Source organism: Devosia soli (assembly GCF_000970455.1).
Classification (GTDB): domain Bacteria; phylum Pseudomonadota; class Alphaproteobacteria; order Rhizobiales; family Devosiaceae; genus Devosia; species Devosia soli.
In genome coordinates this window covers 272,446-289,715 of record NZ_LAJG01000022.1, presented here as the reverse complement: position 1 = coordinate 289,715, position 17,270 = coordinate 272,446, and the positions used below count along the sequence as shown (strand labels likewise).

The following is a 17,270-nucleotide window of genomic DNA, read 5'->3' as shown; positions in this document are numbered from 1 at the left end:
TGCACCCATCGAAAGTCTTGTAACAACTTCCACCGGAATTGCTTCCAGCTTCAGTTCGCAAGAACCTCGCCGTCCACGTTTCTCTTTCTTCTTTCTTCACAATGTCAAAGAGCTGACCTTCACCCCACAAGGGCCGAACGTCGGTGAGGCAACCGCCTCGGATTTTTATCTCGGCAAAACAAACGCGCCTTCCGGTCGCCCGGCAGCCAGTCTGCCCTGTCAGATTTCGCTAATCAGTGGGAACAACATAACGTCGTTCGCGTCGTCAGCGTCGCGGTTTCTAAGTCAGTCTAAACGAACTGTCAACACCGTTTTTAGAAAATTCAGCAGCGCTGATTTTTCTATGTCGCTTAATTTTCGAAATCTCTTTCGTTTTCAGCGACTTGCTTCCGTGCCCGCCGCCGTTTGGCGCCGCGCTCTTCAGCGATGAGCGGGTTATAGGGGTCACCCGTTTTTCTGTAAACCCCCTTCAATGACAAAAACGACATTTTCGTTCCCGAGCCGCCGTCAGTATGTGGAAAACCCGACTGAACTACCAGAGATTGCAGGCCGTTCCACGCTTTTCGCTTTTGCCCGCAATTTCCTCTCCCGCTTCGGCTTTCATTCCGGCCCCGCCCTCACGTGTGCGCGCGATCAATAACCCGTCCCCGCTTTCGCCGCATTTGCCGATGATATGACAGCCATTGTCATCGGGGCCCGGTCTCCTTAGGCTGCGGCACGCTCCAATGCGAGAGGCGCACCGAAAAGGGCCCCGGGGGAAGACCATTTCATATCAAAGGACGGCGCGTTGAACGCTGCGCAAAGAAATCGCCACGCTTCCCTGCTGCGCGCCAGCGGGTTCGAAGACGGCCCGGCCCTGACGCTCCAGTCGACCGACGGTGACATCCCGCAGGGCCGCGAACTCAGCTTTGCCTGGCTCAGCGGCACGGTGATGACCGGCCTGACCTCCGTGCTCTTGATGGGCGCCGCGCTCTACGTTTCCTTTCAGGGGCAGGACACCTTTTCGACCGCCTATAAGGCGCTGCAGCTCGCTGCACCAAAGATCGAACAGCGCGTCGTCGACAGCACGGCGAAATCCTCGCGCGTTCGCCCCGTCGCGGCAACGCGTTCCGACCTTGAAATAGTCGAGGCTTCGATCCGCCAGGTTGTCGATGGCCGCGAGATCATCCGCAATCAGCCGTTCACCCGGCTGCGGGCGACCCTTGCCACCACCGCGACCAACCTGTCGGCCGATGCACCGGCTTACGATCCGGTCGCAATCCTCAATGCCACCCAGCCCCTCCAGGCCGTGGCGCTTGATCTTAATGCCGACGTTTATGGCACCGATGTCGATGGCGAAGTCGCCGTGCGCCAGGCCGACATGCCCCTGACATTCGTGCCGCCGACCGCGGTGACCGACCAGGTCGCTGCCGACTTCGTGCGCGGCATGGCTGAAGCCACCTTCTATACCGAAGACGCGCCGCCGACTTTGGCCTATGCCGCGCTCGGCCCGAGCCTCAGCGATCTCGCCAAGCAGGACGACGCCGTTACCGCCAATGGCATTGCCGAAAACGTCACCGTGGTTCCCAAGACCACGCTCGGCGGCGATACCGGCCCTGCCCGCACCGAGCGGTTCCTCACCGTGCGCGAAATCGGGCCCCTGTCCGACACGCTGATCCGCAACGGCTTTACCAGCGCCCAGGTCGCGATGGTGCAGAACACGCTCGCCAATCTCATTCCGGCGACTGGCCTGCCGGCCGGCATTCGCCTGCGCATTCTCTATGGTCCGCTGACGAGCGGTTCCAACAGCCTCGTGCCCTATCGCATGTCGATCTACCGGCCTGAGGGCGCCCAGGGCGATCCGCATATCGCCACCGTCGCCCTCAGCGACAATGGTCAATATGTCGTCGGCCTCCAGCCCGACTGGGTCGAGTTTCCGCAGGAAGACATCGAGCAGATCAATGTCGGCAACCTGCCCACCGTTTATCGCTCGATCTGGGAAACCGGCCGCAAGCACGATCTCGACGACGAAACCATCCAGCGCATCGTGGGTATGTTCGCCTATGACGTCGACATGACCAAGCGCATCTCGGCCGGTGACACCATCGATATCCTCGAGACCCAGGATTCGCCCGATGCCAAGCCCGAGCTTCTCTATGTCGCCCTGACCCTGTCGGGCACCAAGCGCCAGCTTTACAGGTTCGCGACCGAAGACGGTACGGTCGATTTCTACGATCCGGACGGGGAAACCGGAAAACGCTTCCTCAACCGCCGTCCGCTCGAAGGCGGCGGCACCCTCCGCTCGCGCTTTGGTTATCGCGTCCACCCCATCTTCCATACGCGTAAGCTTCACACCGGGGTCGATCTTGCCGCCAAGTCCGGCACGCCGATCTATGCTGCCGGCGACGGGGTGATCTCCTACTATCGCTGGCAATCGGGCTACGGCAACAAGATAGAAGTCCAGCACGTCAACGGCTATGAAACCGCCTATGGCCACCTTTCGCGCTTCGTCGATGGCCTCGGCGTCGGCTCGAAAGTCCGCCAGGGCCAGGTCATCGGCTATGTCGGCTCCACCGGACAATCGACCGGCCCGCACCTCCATTTCGAAATCCTGATAAACGGCAATCTCGTCGATCCGCTCAGCGTCAAGCTGCCCAAGGACAACGTGCTCGCCGCGCAATACAAGGACTCGTTCCGTCAGACCATGGCGCAGATCGACGAATTGATGGCCCGGAACGATGCCACCCCTGTCAAAGTCGCCGACGCCCATTAGCTATTCGGGCCGCGCCACCCAGACCGCGAGTTCATTGCCGCCCGGCTCGCGGAAATGAAACCGCCTGCCGCCTGGAAAATCGAACTGCGGCCGCGTGATCACGCCACCCGCCGCCACGACGCGCCGCTCGGCATCGTCGAGATCGTCGCTGCGTATGATCGCCATGGTGGCGGCAACTCTTTCGGCCGCCTGATCGACGCCCCCGTCGATCCCCGCGCCTTCGATTCCGTCATAATCAGGACCATAGCTCACCGCGCCCCAGCCGAAGGCCGCGCGAAAAAACCCGCTCGTCGCCGCCCGGTCGCTTGATGGAAATTCGATATAGTCGATCTTATCTGCCACACCCGCCTCCCGTTGTTCCCATTTTGTTCTAGTCCAGAGTCGTGTGTGGGACAAGCCGGATTCCGAATCCGCATTCAAAAAAGGGCTGGTCTGTCGACCGGCCCTTTCTCGATTTGATCAGCTCACGCTGCGGCGTCTTGCTGTCCGGCCCCGCCGGGGCGTAGCACGATGCCCTCGTCGTCCGCATCGACCAGCACGTGTGCGCCATCCGAGACCTTGCCCGAGAGAATCTCCTCGGCCAGTTCGTCCTGCACTTCGCGCTGGATGACGCGCTTGAGCGGCCGGGCGCCATAGGCCGGATCATAGCCCTCATGGGCGAGCCAGTCGCGCGCCTTGCCGGTGAGCTCGAGGGAAATATCCCGATCGCGCAGCAGCTTTTCGAGCCGCCCGAACTGGATATCCACGATCGAGCCCATATGCTCGCGCCCGAGGCGATGGAACAGCAGGATTTCGTCGATGCGGTTCAAGAATTCCGGACGGAACGCCCCCTTGACCGTATCGAGCACTTTGCCGCGCACCAGCTCCACCGATTCCCCATCCTTGAGATCGACGAGGTACTCGGCACCAAGGTTGGATGTCAGGATGATCACCGTGTTGCGGAAGTCGACCGTACGCCCCTGCCCGTCCGTCAGCCGCCCATCGTCGAGCACCTGGAGGAGAACATTGAACACGTCCGGATGCGCCTTTTCGATCTCGTCGAACAAAACGACCTGATAGGGCCGGCGCCGCACCGCTTCGGTGAGGACGCCGCCTTCGTCATAGCCGACATAGCCCGGAGGGGCGCCGATCAGCCGCGCGACTGAGTGCTTTTCCATGAACTCGGACATATCGAGCCGCACCATGGCGGTCTCGTCGTCAAAGAGGAATTGCGCCAGCGCCTTGGTCAGCTCGGTCTTGCCGACGCCGGTTGGCCCCAAGAACATGAACGAGCCGATCGGCCGGTTCGGATCCTGCAGGCCTGCCCGCGAGCGGCGCACCGCCTTGGCCACGGCCGCCACGGCCTCCGACTGCCCGATGACCCGGGCGCCAAGCGAAGTCTCCATATGAAGGAGCTTTTCGCGTTCGCCTTCCATCATCCGGTCAACCGGAATGCCGGTCCAGCGCGATACCACCTGCGCAATATCGGTCGGCTCGACGGTTTCCTTGGCCATCACCGGATCGGGCTTGCCATCGCCATTCGGATCATCGGCCGTTTTCAGCCGCTTTTCGAGATCGGGAATGACGCCATAGGCAAGCTCACCCGCCCGCGCCAGATCGCCCTGCCGCTGCGCGATTTCGAGTTGCGAACGCGCCGCGTCAAGCTCTTCCTTGAGCTTGGTCGACCCTTGCAGCCGTTCCTTTTCCGCCAGCCATTTCGACGAAAGCGCCTGCGCCTGCTCTTCGAGCCCAGACAGGTCATGTTCGAGCCGTTCGAGCCGGGTCTTCGAGCCGTCGTCGGTTTCCTTCTTCAGCGCCTCGCGCTCGATTTTGAGCTGCATGATGCGCCGATCGAGTTCGTCAAGCGCCTCGGGCTTCGAATCCACAGCCATACGCAGCCGCGCTGCCGCCTCGTCCATCAGGTCGATGGCCTTGTCGGGCAGGAAGCGGTCGGTGATATAGCGGTTCGACAGTGTCGCCGCGCTCACCAGCGCCGAGTCGGCGATGCGAATGCCGTGATGCAGCTCGTACTTTTCCTTGAGCCCACGCAGGATCGAGATCGTATCCTCGACCGTGGGCTCGGAGACGAACACTGGCTGGAAACGCCGGGCCAATGCCGGATCTTTTTCGACATGCTTGCGATATTCATCAAGCGTCGTCGCGCCGACGCAGTGGAGCTCACCGCGCGCCAAGGCGGGCTTCAAGAGATTGGACGCATCCATCGCCCCGTCCGCCTTGCCGGCACCAACGAGCGTGTGCATTTCGTCGATGAACAGAATGATCTGCCCTTCGGCCGACTGCACTTCCGACAGCACCGATTTCAGACGCTCTTCGAACTCGCCGCGATATTTCGCGCCGGCAATCAGCGCGCCCATGTCGAGCGCCAGGAGGCTCTTGTTCTTCAATGATTCCGGCACGTCGCCGTTGACGATGCGGATGGCGAGGCCCTCGGCGATCGCCGTCTTGCCGACGCCGGGTTCACCTATAAGAACGGGATTGTTCTTGGTGCGGCGGCTCAGCACCTGAATGGTGCGGCGAATTTCCTCGTCGCGCCCAATGACAGGGTCGAGCTTGCCTTCGCGCACATCCTGGGTCAGGTCGCGGGCATATTTCTTGAGCGCATCATAGGCGTTCTCGGCCGAAGCGGAGTCGGCCGTCCGGCCCTTGCGGATTTCTTCAATCGCCGCATTGAGCCCCTGGGGCGTTAGGCCGGCGGAGGCAAGGATCTTGCCGGCATCGGTATCCTTTTCGACCACGAGCGCCAGCAGCAGCCGTTCGGCCGTGACATAGCTGTCACCAGCCTTCTGCGCGGCGCTTTCGGCCGTGTCGAACACACGGGCAAGCTCGCGGCTGAGATAAAGCTGGCCGGCATCGCCCGAAACTTTTGGAATCTTGTTGAGCGCCGCTTCGACTCCTGCGCGCGCCGCCTTGGCGTCACCGCCGGCGCGTTCGATCAGACCAGAGGCAAGGCCCTGATCATCGTCAAGAAGCACTTTGAGAAGATGGACCGGCGCGAACTGCTGATGGCCCTTGCCCAAAGCTGCCGTTTGCGCGCTCTGGATAAAGCCGCGCGAGCGCTCGGTGTATTTTTCGATATTCATTCAACTCTCCTTGTCTCGCTCGCCACCCAGCCCTCAAAGGCACCGGCATGACGACGGAAGCGTCGGTGATGAAACGCCCGGACCGGACGTTTGGCAGCTCAGGTGATGTCCACTTTCAGCGTCGCCAAACGACCAGCTTCGATGTCGGCACGCCGCATCATCGAAAAGATATATGGGAAGGATTTTTGGGGCGGCAATGGTCCTGCCGCAGCCAAATAGGCGCAAAAATCGGAGCCTCGATCAGCGCGCACCAGGCTGCAGAAAACCATTGCAACGGCCGGTGCCGCGCGCCATCACATCGTGCCCAAAGCACCGCCCAGCAAAAAGGCCGGGCACACCGCCCGGCCTTCTCGTTTCAAATCGCCTATGATCTTTGCCACCACCGCCCCGCCTCACCCTTCATTGGGTAAGGCTGGCAGGGAGTGCGGGAGAAGGTATTTCACCCACCAACCCAGCGGCCAAAAAATCACTCGGCAGCGTTCGCCGTGCTGCCACCGGTCAGGAAGGCCGGCAATTCGCCGACATCTGGCTGGGGTGCATTGGCCGGGTCGACATTGCCGTCCTGGCCTGTCGGACGACGGCGGCGCGGGCGGCGTTCGCGCTGCTTGCGCGGCGCGGCTTCACCTTCGGCGGCCGGGGCCGCGGCACCGGCTTCGGCCGGTTCGGCCGCTGGCTGGTCGCCGTCTTCCGCCACCGCAGGAGCCGCGACGGGCGCCGGCTGGGCAGCCTCTTCATTGGCGTCGTTGCCGCTATGGTTCTGCACCGGCTGGGGCGAGGAGAAGCGCGAATTGATGTCCGAGACATCGTCATCGAACTCGTTGTCGTCCTGGCTCTGGCCATCGCGCTGGCCATTCATGGCCTGCTGGGCGGAGGAAACGATGCGGAAATAATGTTCGGCGTGCTGGAGATAATTCTCCGCCATCACCGAGTCACCCGAGGACTGGGCATCGCGCGCCAGCTGCAGGTATTTTTCGGCGACATGAGCCGCATTGCCGCGGACTTTCACGTCCGGGCCGTTGCTCTCATAGTTACGCGACAGCGGGTTGACGTGCTTGCGTCCGCCGTTCCGGCCACGCTGCCGGTTCTTGTTCTGGTTTGGTCTCATCGGGTCGCTTTGTCTAACTCTAGATCGGTAAGCGTCACATCTGGGCGGACCGGATATCATCCGGCCTGGCCCCACATCCCGCGGTCATCGCTGTGGATGGGGTATACTGGTTTCATGAAAACCGTATGCTCTCGGGCGGCGCTTCCCGGAAAATTCCGCCCTGATCTTCTACTTGCGCCGAGCCTTCGGACAAGCGCGGCTCAAGCCGCATCACTATTGAGATCGGGTGTGATCGCCGCGGCGCCCATGATGCGCCAGTGACAGCACGGTCAAACTAGCCGCTTTGCGCAGTTTTGACCAGCAGAAAGTGTCTTTCTTCAGTCTAGGACGCTTTTGTATCTTTCAGGTGGTGCGCCGAAACCACACGATCAAGCCCCGCAAGGTCCTTGTGAACCGAAATCTCGGAAAATCCCGCAGCCGCGAAAAGCCCGCTGACTGACTCGCCCTGGTCGAAGCCGATCTCGACCAGCACCCGCCCATTCGGCCGCAGCCAGTCCCGCGCTCCGTTCGCTATCACCCGATAAGGCGCCAAGCCATCCGGCCCGCCATCGAGCGCCAGAAGCGGATCGAAATCCTTCACCTCCGCCGCCAGCGTCTCGACCACGGCAGTTTCGATATAGGGCGGATTGGAGAGAATGAGATCGAACCGCTCTCCGGAACCAAGAGCCCCAAACCAATTCCCTTGAAGCAAGGTCAGCCGCCCCTCGACCCCATGCCGCTTGGCATTATCCCCGGCCTGCGCCAGCGCCTCCATACTCAGATCCGTCGCGACCCCGACCGCATCGGGCCGATTGATCAGAACCGAGATCGGAATACACCCGGTCCCGGTCCCCATGTCGAGCAGGCGACCGCCCTCGGGCAAAGCCTCAAGCGCCAGATCGACCAGCAATTCCGTATCCGGCCGCGGCTCGAGCGTCGCGGCATTGAGCCCGAAATCGAGCCCATAGAACTCCCTGTGCCCAATGATCCGCGCCACCGATTCACCCGAAAGACGTCGTTCGAACACTTCGGCGAGGCTCGATGTTAACGTGCTGCTAACAGTTTCGCCCTCTTTGAGGGCCAATTGCAGTGCATCGAGCCCGAGCACATGCCCCACCAGAAGCTTGGCGTCGAGCGTCGGCGTCGCAAAGCCTTTTTCGGTCAATTCGTCCCGCCACCGCCGCCAAAGCGCGCCGATGGTGACGGTCTCGCTCAGTTCGAATTCTCCATCGCGGCCAATTGCGCCGCCTGGTTCTCGGTGATCAGCGCCTCGATCAATTCATCGAGCGCTTCGCCCGCTATCACCTTGTCAAGCTTATACAAAGTCAGGTTGATACGATGGTCCGTCACGCGTCCCTGCGGGAAATTATAGGTGCGGATCCGCTCTGAGCGATCGCCCGAACCCACCTGCCCCTTGCGCTCGGCCGAACGCGCGCTGTCGCGCTCTTCGCGCTGCATTTCATAAAGCCGCGAGCGCAACACCACCATAGCCTGCGCCCGGTTCTGGTGCTGCGACTTCATCGCCGAGGTGACAACTATCCCCGTCGGCAAATGCGTGATGCGAACCGCTGAGTCGGTGGTGTTGACGTGCTGTCCGCCAGCGCCCGAAGCGCGCATCGTATCGATGCGGATATCTTCGTTTCTGATTTCAATATCAATGTCTTCGACCTCGGGCAGCACCGCCACCGTTGCTGCCGACGTATGAATGCGCCCCGAGCCTTCCGTCGCCGGCACGCGCTGCACGCGATGGACGCCGGATTCGTACTTCATCCGCGCATAAACGCCCTTGCCCGAGACATTAGCGATGACTTCCTTATAACCCCCCATTTCCCCGGGGCTCTCCTCCATCAGCGTGACTTTCCAGCCGCGCAAAGAGGCATAGCGCTCATACATGCGAAAGAGGTCGCCCGCGAACAAGGCCGCCTCGTCGCCGCCCGTGCCGCCGCGGATTTCAAGGATGATCGACTTTTCGTCCGCCTCGTCCTTGGGCAGCAGCATGATGAAGATCGTTTGGGTTAATTTCTCAATCTTTTCATCGAGTTCCTCGAGTTCCGCTTCGGCCATTTCGGCCATTTCCTTGTCCGCGCCCTTGGCCAGGGCTGCGGCTTCGGCGCGGTCCATCAGCGCCTTTTTATAGGCATTGATCTCGGCAACGATGGGGGAAAGGTCGGAATGCTCTTTGCTGAGCTTGGCCAGTTCGTCCGGGCTCGCGCCGCCCGAAAGGGCCGCCTCGATGTATTGGAAACGGGTGGCAAGCGCGTCGAGCTTATCCTCGGGCAAAGCGGGCATGCAATAATCTTTCGGGCACAAGAGCGGCCTTGGATAGTCGCGAGCGCCAGCAATCGCAAGAGGCACCAAGGCCAATGGAAGATGGATGGACCACCTCACCCCATGGGCAAGTTTTGTTTTTCCACCCATTCGGTCAGCAATTCACGGATGGCAACACCGTCGGCGCCCACGGTCAAAGCTGCAGCCACCGAGTCCTGGATCGGCTTGAGATCGAGGTTGAGCACCATTTCCTTGATCGGCCCGATCGAAGCCGGCCCCATGGAGAGCCGCGTCATGCCGATCGCCATCAGTGCCAAGGCTTCCATCGGCCGCCCGGCCAGTTCGCCGCACATGGTCACCGGCTTATTGTGCCGCCGCGCCGCATCGACAACGAGCCTGATCGCCCGCAGACGCGGCAGGCCGATCGGATCGTAGTTCTTGGAAACACGGGGATTGGCGCGATCGGCGGCTGTCAAAAACTGCACGAGATCGTTCGAGCCGATCGACACGAAATCAGCCTCGGGCATGATCTGGTCGAGCTCGAAGAGCAGCGACGGCACCTCCACCATGGCGCCCAGCTCAAGCCGCGACGGCACTGGTTCGCCCGCGCGCCGCAGCCTTTCCATTTCCTTGAAGACGACAAGCTTGGTCTGCCGGAACTCAAAAGTTTCCGTGACCATGGGCACGAGGATTTTCAGCTGGCGCCCGCGCGCGGCGAGCAGCAACGCCCGGACCTGCGTGCGCAACAGACCCGGCCGATCGAGCCCGAGGCGGATCGAGCGATAGCCCATGGCCGGGTTTTCCTCGGCCATCGAGCGGAGATACGGCACGACCTTGTCCCCGCCGATATCGAGAAGGCGGAAGACAATCGGCCGATCCCCGGCGATTTCCATCGCTTCAGCGTAGAGATCGACCTGTTCCTGCAAACGCGGCAGCTTGCTCGCGATCATGAACTGCAATTCGGTGCGGAAGAGCCCGACCCCGGCAGCGCCGGTATCGTCGAGCATGGGCAGATCAGCCACGAGCCCGGAATTGTGGAGGAGCGTAATATCGACGCCGTCTTTGGTGACGCTCGGCTTGTCCTTGAGCGCGGCATAATGGGCCCGGCGCTTGGCCGAAATCCGCACCTTGTCGATATAGGTCTGCTCGACATCGGGCGTCGGCCGCAGATGCACCTGCCCTGCCGAGCCATCGATGATGATATCGTCGCCCGTTTCACACATCGAAACGATCGAATCCGCCTGGCCCACGGCAACGAGCCCGAGCGAACGCGCAACGATGGCGACGTGCGCCGTCGATCCGCCCTCTTCGAGCACGAGCCCGCGCAGCTTCTTGCGATCATATTCGAGCAGTTCCGCCGGCCCCATATTGCGGGCAACGAGAATGGCATTGTCCGGCAGCTCGCGCTGCCCCTGCTGGTTGGTATTGGTCAGGACGCGCAAGAGCCGATTGGCGAGATCGTCGAGATCATGGAGCCGATCGCGAATATAGGGATCGGTCTGGCGCAGCATGCGCGCGCGCGTGTCGTTCTGCACGCGCTCGACCGCGGCTTCCGCCGAAAGTCCGTTCTCGATCGCCTCGGTCAGCCGGTTCACCCAGCCGCGATCATTGGCGAACATGCGATAGGTTTCAAGGATCTCGCGGTGATCCGAGCTCGGCTGCATGTCGCCATGGTCGAGCATGGCATCGATCGAGACGCGCATGCTGGCCAAGGCGTTGTCGAGCCGTAGCTTTTCAGCGTCCGTGTCCTCGGCGATAAAGTTGACGACGACGACGCGCGGATCGTGGAGCACGACCGTGCCCAGCGCAATTCCATCGGTAAAGCTGACGCCGTTGAACATGCGGGGACGCCTGAGGTCGATATCGGAGCCCGGCTTGATCAGATTGTCGAAGTCGGAAGTGGCCACCATTTCCGCAAGGATTGTGGCCGTAGTCAGCATGGCCTCGGTTTCGTCTTCGCCGTAATGCCGGCGCTCGGCATTTTGGACGACCAGAACCCCCAGGGTTTGCCCCGCTCTCAGCACCGGCACGCCGAGGAATGAATTATATTTGTCCTCGCCCGTTTCCGGCCTATAGGCAAAGCCGGGATGGCTCGGCGCATCGTCAAGGCTGAGCGGTTCAGCCTCTGATGCGATGAGGCCCACGAGCCCCTCGCCGAGGCGAAGCGTCGTCATGTGGACCGATTCGGCCTTGAGACCCTTGGTGGCGAAAAGTTCGAGCGCGCCATCGTCGCGCAGCACGTAAAACGAGCAGACATCGGCCCGCATGTTTTCGGCGATCAGGCCAACAATCTTGTCGAGGCGCGCCTGCGAAGCCAGAGGCTCCGCCATGGTTTCGCGCAATTGCCGCAGCAGCACCCTTGGGCCGCCTATGGTCGTGACCATCCCGTCTTCGGCAGCCCCGCCGAGCCGCCCCCCTTGATCGGACGCGGCCCCATTCCCCCTCGAAACGGGATCAGGCGTCCTTCTTATCCAATCCGTAATAGGTGTGCAGCGCGCGAACCGCAAGCTCAGCATATTCTTCGTCGATCAACACCGAGGTCTTGATTTCCGAAGTCGTGATCAGCTGGATATTGATGCCCTTGTCGGCCAGCGCCTTGAACATGGTCGACGCGACACCGGCATGGCTGCGCATACCGACGCCGACGACCGAGACCTTCGCCCCGCCCTTCGAGCCCGAAAGGCGCGCATATTCGAACTTGCCGCCGTTTTCTTCGAGCGCGCGAACAGCCTTGTCATATTCGCTGTCGGGCACGGTAAAGGTGATGTCGGTCGTCGCGCCATCATCGGCGATGTTCTGGACGATCATGTCGACGATAATGCCTTCGTCGGCGAGCTGGCCGAAGATGGCTGCAGCCACACCGGGCTTGTCCTTGACGTCGCGCAGGGTGATCTTGGCCTCGGCCTTGGCGAGCGTCACGCCCGAAACGATCTGCTTTTCCATGATCTCATCCTCATCGCAAACGAGCGTGCCGGGAACACCGGGCGACCCATCGGGCGCAATCTGGGGCGCATTGGGGTCATCAAAACTGGAGCGCACCAGAAGGCGAACCTTGTGCGCCATGGCCATTTCAACCGAGCGGATCATCAGGACCTTGGCGCCGAGCGAGGCCATCTCAAGCATTTCCTCAAAAGAAATCTTGGTCATGCGCTGGGCCTTGGGGACGATGCGCGGGTCGGTCGTGTAAACGCCGTCCACATCGGTATAGATATCGCAGCGATCCGCACCGACGGCTGCCGCGACCGCCACTGCGGAAGTGTCCGAACCGCCACGGCCCAGCGTCGTCACCCGGCCATGGGGCGAAATGCCCTGGAAGCCGGTAATCACCGGCACCCAGCCATCGCTCATCCGCTTGTCGAGTTCGGTCGGATCGATCCCGGTGATCCGCGCCGCGCCATGCGAGTCGTCGGTATGGATCGGCACCTGCCAGCCCGCAAAGGAGCGCGATTGAATGCCCATTTCTGAGAGGACGATCGCCATCAGGCCGGCTGTCACCTGTTCGCCAGAAGCCACGACGGCATCATATTCGCGCGCATCGTGGAATTTGCTCGCGTCATTGACCCAGCCGACCAGTTCATTGGTTTTGCCCGACATGGCCGAGACGACGACGGCGACTTCGTTGCCGGCTTCGATCTCGCGCTTCACATGGAGAGCGGAATGGCGGATGCGTTCGATATTGGCCATCGAAGTGCCACCGAACTTGACGACGATACGGGCCACTGGCTTCCCCGGCTAAAGCGATAAGTCAAAGCACTCTCCGCCGAACCCGGCGGTACGCTTTCATTAGCGCGGGGAAATGCCACAAACCGGCGATGGGATCAACTGGGATCGCAACCCCTGCGGCACCGCGTGCCTTGAATGGTGGCCTCAAGCTGGGCCATATGAGGACAAAGGAGTGCCCCATGTCCGAAACCACCATCAACGACGCCGAAATCGCCAAGTTTACGGCCATGGCCGAGGAGTGGTGGAACCCCAAGGGCAAGTTCAAGCCGCTGCACAAGTTCAACCCGGTGCGCCTGAGCTATATCCGCGACAATCTCATCAGCCATTTTGCCCGCGACACGACCGTGATGCGCCCGCTCGAAGGCTTGAAGATCGTCGATATCGGCTGCGGCGGCGGCTTGCTCTGCGAGCCGCTGACCCGGCTCGGCGCCACGGTCACCGGCGTCGATGCAGCCGAGCGCAACATCACAATCGCCAAAATCCATGCCGAAAAATCCGGCCTCGACATCGACTATCGCGTGACGACCTCCGAGGCCCTCGTGGCGGCCGGCGAGAAATTCGACGTCGTCCTCAATATGGAAGTCGTCGAACATGTCGATAACGTCCCGCTCTATATGAAAAGCTGCGCCGATCTCGTCGCGCCAGGCGGCCTGATGTTCACCGCCACCCTCAACCGCACCGCCCGCGCCTATGCTTTGGCCGTGGTCGGTGCTGAATACGTCCTGCGCTGGCTGCCCAAGGGCACACATGACTGGCGGAAGTTCCTGACGCCTGACGAGATCCACAGCCTCATCACGCGCAATGGTCTGAAAGTGATCGAAGACAAGGGCGTCGTCTTCCACCCTATCGCCGATGAATGGAAACTCTCGGACGATACGGGCATCAATTACATGGTCCTCGCCAACCGTCCCGCCTAAAAAAAAGAGCCCGCTCGATGCGGGCTCCTTATTCACGCCTTGAGGAGATCGTCCTTGCGCACGTTGAGGATCAACCGATCCCCCTCGACGCGATCGATGTGCTCGGGGAAAATATAGCGGTCCGACGCAAACAGCCCGTCGGCATCGAGCCGCACGAAGCCTTCGCGCAAGGCTTTTTCCTGCAGTTCGCGGGGCAGGTTGTCGCTAGGGTTGAAGATATCGGCGAGCAGTGTCGACATCGTATTGGTCTCTTCTTCGAGCACCGGACTCACGCCTGCCGCATCGACCTCTGGTTGGTCTGGCGCTTCATCGGTAATGCGGAACGTCTCGACCTTGCCGATCGAATGCATCGCGCTGTCATAGACCTTCATGCCCTCGGCGATTGTGTTTGGAATGGCGTCCATAATGTTTCCTCCAGTTCAATGGAGGGCGAACGCAGGGCCGAGGGCGGCGTTCCATTAACCATATCGGGCTCAAGATGTGATCGGACGATTCGGGAACGCGCGGATGCTCGTTGCATTCTCCACGTGTCGATTACGAGTTTGCCCATGCTGCGTTTTGCCAAGGCTGTCGCCATTTTATGCCTCAGCGCCACCACGCTCTGTTTCTCTGGTGCGGCACAGGCGCAGGCGACTTGGGACAACCCCGAAGAAGCCGTGTTCGTCATGGGCGGCCGCTTTACCAGCGACTATTTCTCCGATGCGCTGACCGTCTGGGACAATGCCTACGAAGACAACTTCTTCGCTGGCGTTGGCTACCAGCGCTTCATCTACGAATATTCCGACTTCAAACTGGGTTTTGAAGCCGGCATTGGCCTTCGCGGCGGATACCGATCGTCACTCGAAGTCTGGACGGGCGCCGTCGCGCGGCTCGATATGTTCCAGATCGGCGACATCAGCATCGTTCCATCCCTGACCGCCGGCTTTTCACTCGTCACAGATACGATCGGCGTTGAAAGCGAACGCGCGGCCCGCATCGGCCACAACGTGCCTATCCTCTACTACCTCGGCCCCGAAATCGCCATCGGCCACGCCGCACACCCCGAATACGAGGGGTTCTTGCGCCTGCAGCACCGCTCGGGCGGATTCGGCACCATTGCCAACATCGACGGCTCCAACGCAGTCGTCGCCGGTTTTAGATACAAGTTCTGACGCGGATTCTGTTTTGAGGTACAGCCGACAAGCCGATCCGCACCGGAGCGAATTCGGTGCTGGGTCGGGCCGTGAGATACCCACTCTGTCGAACTTGGTCTATCTTTGGCCGATCTGGCTTCATCCCGGCCAATCTTGCCCGATACAGCCAAGTCTCGCCTAACGCGGCTCGGACTAGCCTAACTTCGCCGAACCCCTTCCTCTGCCACGCTCAGCACACTCCCTCTGCTTACCCCACGCACGCTCCCCTTACCCAACTCCCGCCAACCTCCCCACCCTCCGTTACCCCTCAAGTAAACAGCACCGTACCTCCGTACCCCTCAAGTAAACAGCACCGTACCGTACGGTACGGTACGGAAAATCCTTGAAGCCGTCCTGGAATGGGTCTAAAGAAGTCGACCAATTCCGGCCCCACCGGCGAAAACTTCGAGGAACCGCCATGCCCGTCTATCGCTCCCGCACCACCACTCATGGCCGCAACATGGCCGGCGCTCGTGGCCTGTGGCGCGCCACCGGCATGAAGGACGGCGATTTCGGCAAGCCCATCATCGCGGTGGTCAACTCCTTCACCCAGTTCGTGCCCGGGCACGTGCACTTGAAGGATCTCGGCCAGCTTGTGGCCCGTGAAATCGAAGCCGCTGGCGGCGTCGCCAAGGAATTCAACACCATCGCTGTGGACGACGGCATCGCCATGGGCCACGACGGCATGCTCTATTCGCTGCCGAGCCGCGACATCATCGCTGACTCGGTCGAGTACATGGTCAACGCCCACACTGCCGACGCCATGGTCTGCATTTCCAATTGCGACAAGATCACGCCCGGCATGCTGAACGCAGCCATGCGCCTCAATATCCCCGTAGTCTTCGTTTCCGGCGGCCCGATGGAAGCCGGCAAGGCCATCGTCAAGGGCAAGCTACAGGCGCTCGACCTCGTCGATGCCATGGTGATGGCTGCCGACGACCATTACACCGACGAGGAAGTGCAGGCCGTCGAAGAAGCTGCCTGCCCCACCTGCGGCTCCTGCTCGGGCATGTTCACCGCCAATTCCATGAACTGCCTCACCGAGGCCCTGGGGCTTTCCCTGCCCGGCAATGGCTCGACCCTCGCGACTCATTCCGATCGCAAGCGCCTCTTCCAGGAAGCCGGCCACCTGATCGTCGACCTTGCCCGCCGCTACTACGAGCAGGAAGATGAGTCTGTCCTCCCGCGCTCTATTGCAACGAAGCAGGCCTTCGAAAACGCCATGGCCCTCGACATCGCCATGGGCGGCTCAACCAATACCGTGCTCCACATCCTCGCCGCAGCCCATGAAGGCGGCGTCGATTTCACCATGGACGATATCGACGCCCTGTCGCGCCGCGTCCCGGTGCTCAGCAAAGTCGCGCCGGCCAAGAACGACGTGCACATGGAAGACGTCCACCGCGCCGGCGGCATCTTTGCCATCCTCGGCCAGCTCGATCGCGCCGGCCTCATCAATCGCAAGGAGCCGACCGTTCACGCCGCGACCATGGGCGACGCCATCGACAAGTGGGACATCTCCCGCACCAATTCTGAAAGCGTGCGCCAGTTCTACATGGCTGCCCCCGGCGGCGTGCGCACGACCGAAGCTTTTTCCCAATCCAACCGCTGGGCCGAACTCGACACCGACCGCACCAATGGCGCCATCCGCTCGCCGGACCATCCCTTCTCCAAGGATGGCGGCCTCGCTGTCCTCAAGGGCAATATCGCGCTCGATGGCTGCATCGTGAAAACCGCAGGCGTCGATGAATCGATCCTCAAATTCACCGGCCCCGCCCGCGTTTTTGAATCGCAGGACTCGACGGTGAAAGCGATCCTCTCCAACGAGATCAAGCCCGGCGACGTGCTGGTGATCCGCTATGAAGGCCCCAAGGGCGGCCCTGGCATGCAGGAGATGCTCTATCCCACGAGCTACCTCAAATCGAAGGGCCTCGGCAAAGCCTGTGCGCTTCTGACCGACGGCCGCTTCTCCGGCGGCACCTCGGGCCTGTCCATCGGTCACGCCTCACCGGAAGCGGCCGAAGGCGGCGCCATTGGTCTGGTGCGCGAAGGCGACATCATCGAGATCGACATCCCCAACCGCACTGTCAACGTGCTGGTGTCCGATGCTGAAATGGCCGCCCGCCGCGCCGAGCAGGACAAGCTCGGCTGGAAGCCGGCTCACCCGCGCAAGCGCAAGGTGACCACCGCGCTGAAGGCCTATGCAGCCCTCGTGACCTCCGCCGCCAAGGGCGCCGTCCGCGACACCAAGGCCATCGACAAGCTCTGGAACTAGCG

At 61.5% G+C, this 17,270-nt stretch carries 14 protein-coding genes; 6 read left to right on the top strand and 8 right to left on the bottom strand.

The features are described from left to right. Both VW35_RS21845 and VW35_RS12250 read left to right on the top strand, forming a co-directional pair. Positions 1-430 (top strand): hypothetical protein (locus tag VW35_RS21845; RefSeq protein ID WP_210165913.1); only part of this gene is annotated, 430 nt, incomplete at its 5' end. A 357-nt stretch (positions 431-787) separates the two neighbouring features. Next, on the top strand, positions 788-2,752 hold the full coding sequence (locus VW35_RS12250) for a M23 family metallopeptidase (protein ID WP_046143323.1): 1,965 nt from the start codon (positions 788-790) through the stop codon (positions 2,750-2,752). On the opposite strand, the gene VW35_RS12245 is transcribed toward VW35_RS12250, so the two are convergent. Next, on the bottom strand, positions 2,753-3,094 hold the full coding sequence (locus VW35_RS12245; protein WP_046143322.1) for a VOC family protein: 342 nt from the start codon (positions 3,092-3,094) through the stop codon (positions 2,753-2,755). It lies immediately after the preceding gene. A gap of 122 nt (positions 3,095-3,216) precedes the next feature. Then, a complete protein-coding gene (gene clpB / locus VW35_RS12240; protein ID WP_046143321.1) occupies positions 3,217-5,832 on the bottom strand; it encodes an ATP-dependent chaperone ClpB in 2,616 nt (871 codons plus the stop codon). Positions 5,833-5,879: 47 nt separating this feature from the next. On the opposite strand from clpB, the gene VW35_RS21330 reads away from it, so the two are divergent. Then, positions 5,880-6,242 (top strand): hypothetical protein, encoded by a 363-nt coding sequence (locus VW35_RS21330; protein WP_152662575.1) that lies wholly within the window; start codon positions 5,880-5,882, stop codon positions 6,240-6,242. Positions 6,243-6,298: 56 nt separating this feature from the next. On the opposite strand, the gene VW35_RS12235 is transcribed toward VW35_RS21330, so the two are convergent. From VW35_RS12235 to VW35_RS12215, 5 genes are all read right to left on the bottom strand, one after another. Next, a complete protein-coding gene (locus tag VW35_RS12235; protein WP_052951689.1) occupies positions 6,299-6,937 on the bottom strand; it encodes a DUF4167 domain-containing protein in 639 nt (212 codons plus the stop codon). A 322-nt stretch (positions 6,938-7,259) separates the two neighbouring features. Then, on the bottom strand, positions 7,260-8,114 hold the full coding sequence (gene prmC / locus VW35_RS12230) for a peptide chain release factor N(5)-glutamine methyltransferase (RefSeq protein ID WP_046143320.1): 855 nt from the start codon (positions 8,112-8,114) through the stop codon (positions 7,260-7,262). A 14-nt stretch (positions 8,115-8,128) separates the two neighbouring features. Beyond that, positions 8,129-9,205 carry a peptide chain release factor 1 gene (prfA, locus tag VW35_RS12225; protein WP_046143319.1) on the bottom strand — a complete coding sequence of 359 codons (1,077 nt, stop codon included), beginning with the start codon at positions 9,203-9,205 and terminating at the stop codon, positions 8,129-8,131. Between the two features lie 95 nt (positions 9,206-9,300). Then, positions 9,301-11,568: a phosphoenolpyruvate--protein phosphotransferase gene (gene ptsP, locus VW35_RS12220; RefSeq protein ID WP_046143318.1), complete on the bottom strand. Its 2,268-nt coding sequence runs from the start codon at positions 11,566-11,568 to the stop codon at positions 9,301-9,303. A gap of 70 nt (positions 11,569-11,638) precedes the next feature. After that, a complete protein-coding gene (locus tag VW35_RS12215) occupies positions 11,639-12,904 on the bottom strand; it encodes an aspartate kinase (RefSeq protein ID WP_046143317.1) in 1,266 nt (421 codons plus the stop codon). A 182-nt stretch (positions 12,905-13,086) separates the two neighbouring features. Here VW35_RS12215 and ubiG point away from each other — a divergent pair, with 182 nt between their 5' ends. Then, positions 13,087-13,824, top strand: a complete 738-nt coding sequence (gene ubiG, locus VW35_RS12210; protein WP_046143316.1) for a bifunctional 2-polyprenyl-6-hydroxyphenol methylase/3-demethylubiquinol 3-O-methyltransferase UbiG — start codon at positions 13,087-13,089, stop codon at positions 13,822-13,824. Between the two features lie 32 nt (positions 13,825-13,856). On the opposite strand, the gene VW35_RS12205 is transcribed toward ubiG, so the two are convergent. Beyond that, positions 13,857-14,228 (bottom strand): hypothetical protein, encoded by a 372-nt coding sequence (locus VW35_RS12205; RefSeq protein WP_046143315.1) that lies wholly within the window; start codon positions 14,226-14,228, stop codon positions 13,857-13,859. A gap of 144 nt (positions 14,229-14,372) precedes the next feature. On the opposite strand from VW35_RS12205, the gene VW35_RS12200 reads away from it, so the two are divergent. Next, positions 14,373-14,975: a hypothetical protein gene (locus tag VW35_RS12200; RefSeq protein ID WP_052951687.1), complete on the top strand. Its 603-nt coding sequence runs from the start codon at positions 14,373-14,375 to the stop codon at positions 14,973-14,975. A gap of 439 nt (positions 14,976-15,414) precedes the next feature. Then, entirely contained in the window at positions 15,415-17,268 is a 1,854-nt protein-coding gene (ilvD, locus tag VW35_RS12195; protein WP_046143314.1) for a dihydroxy-acid dehydratase, read from the top strand. Positions 17,269-17,270: the final 2 nt, after the last annotated feature.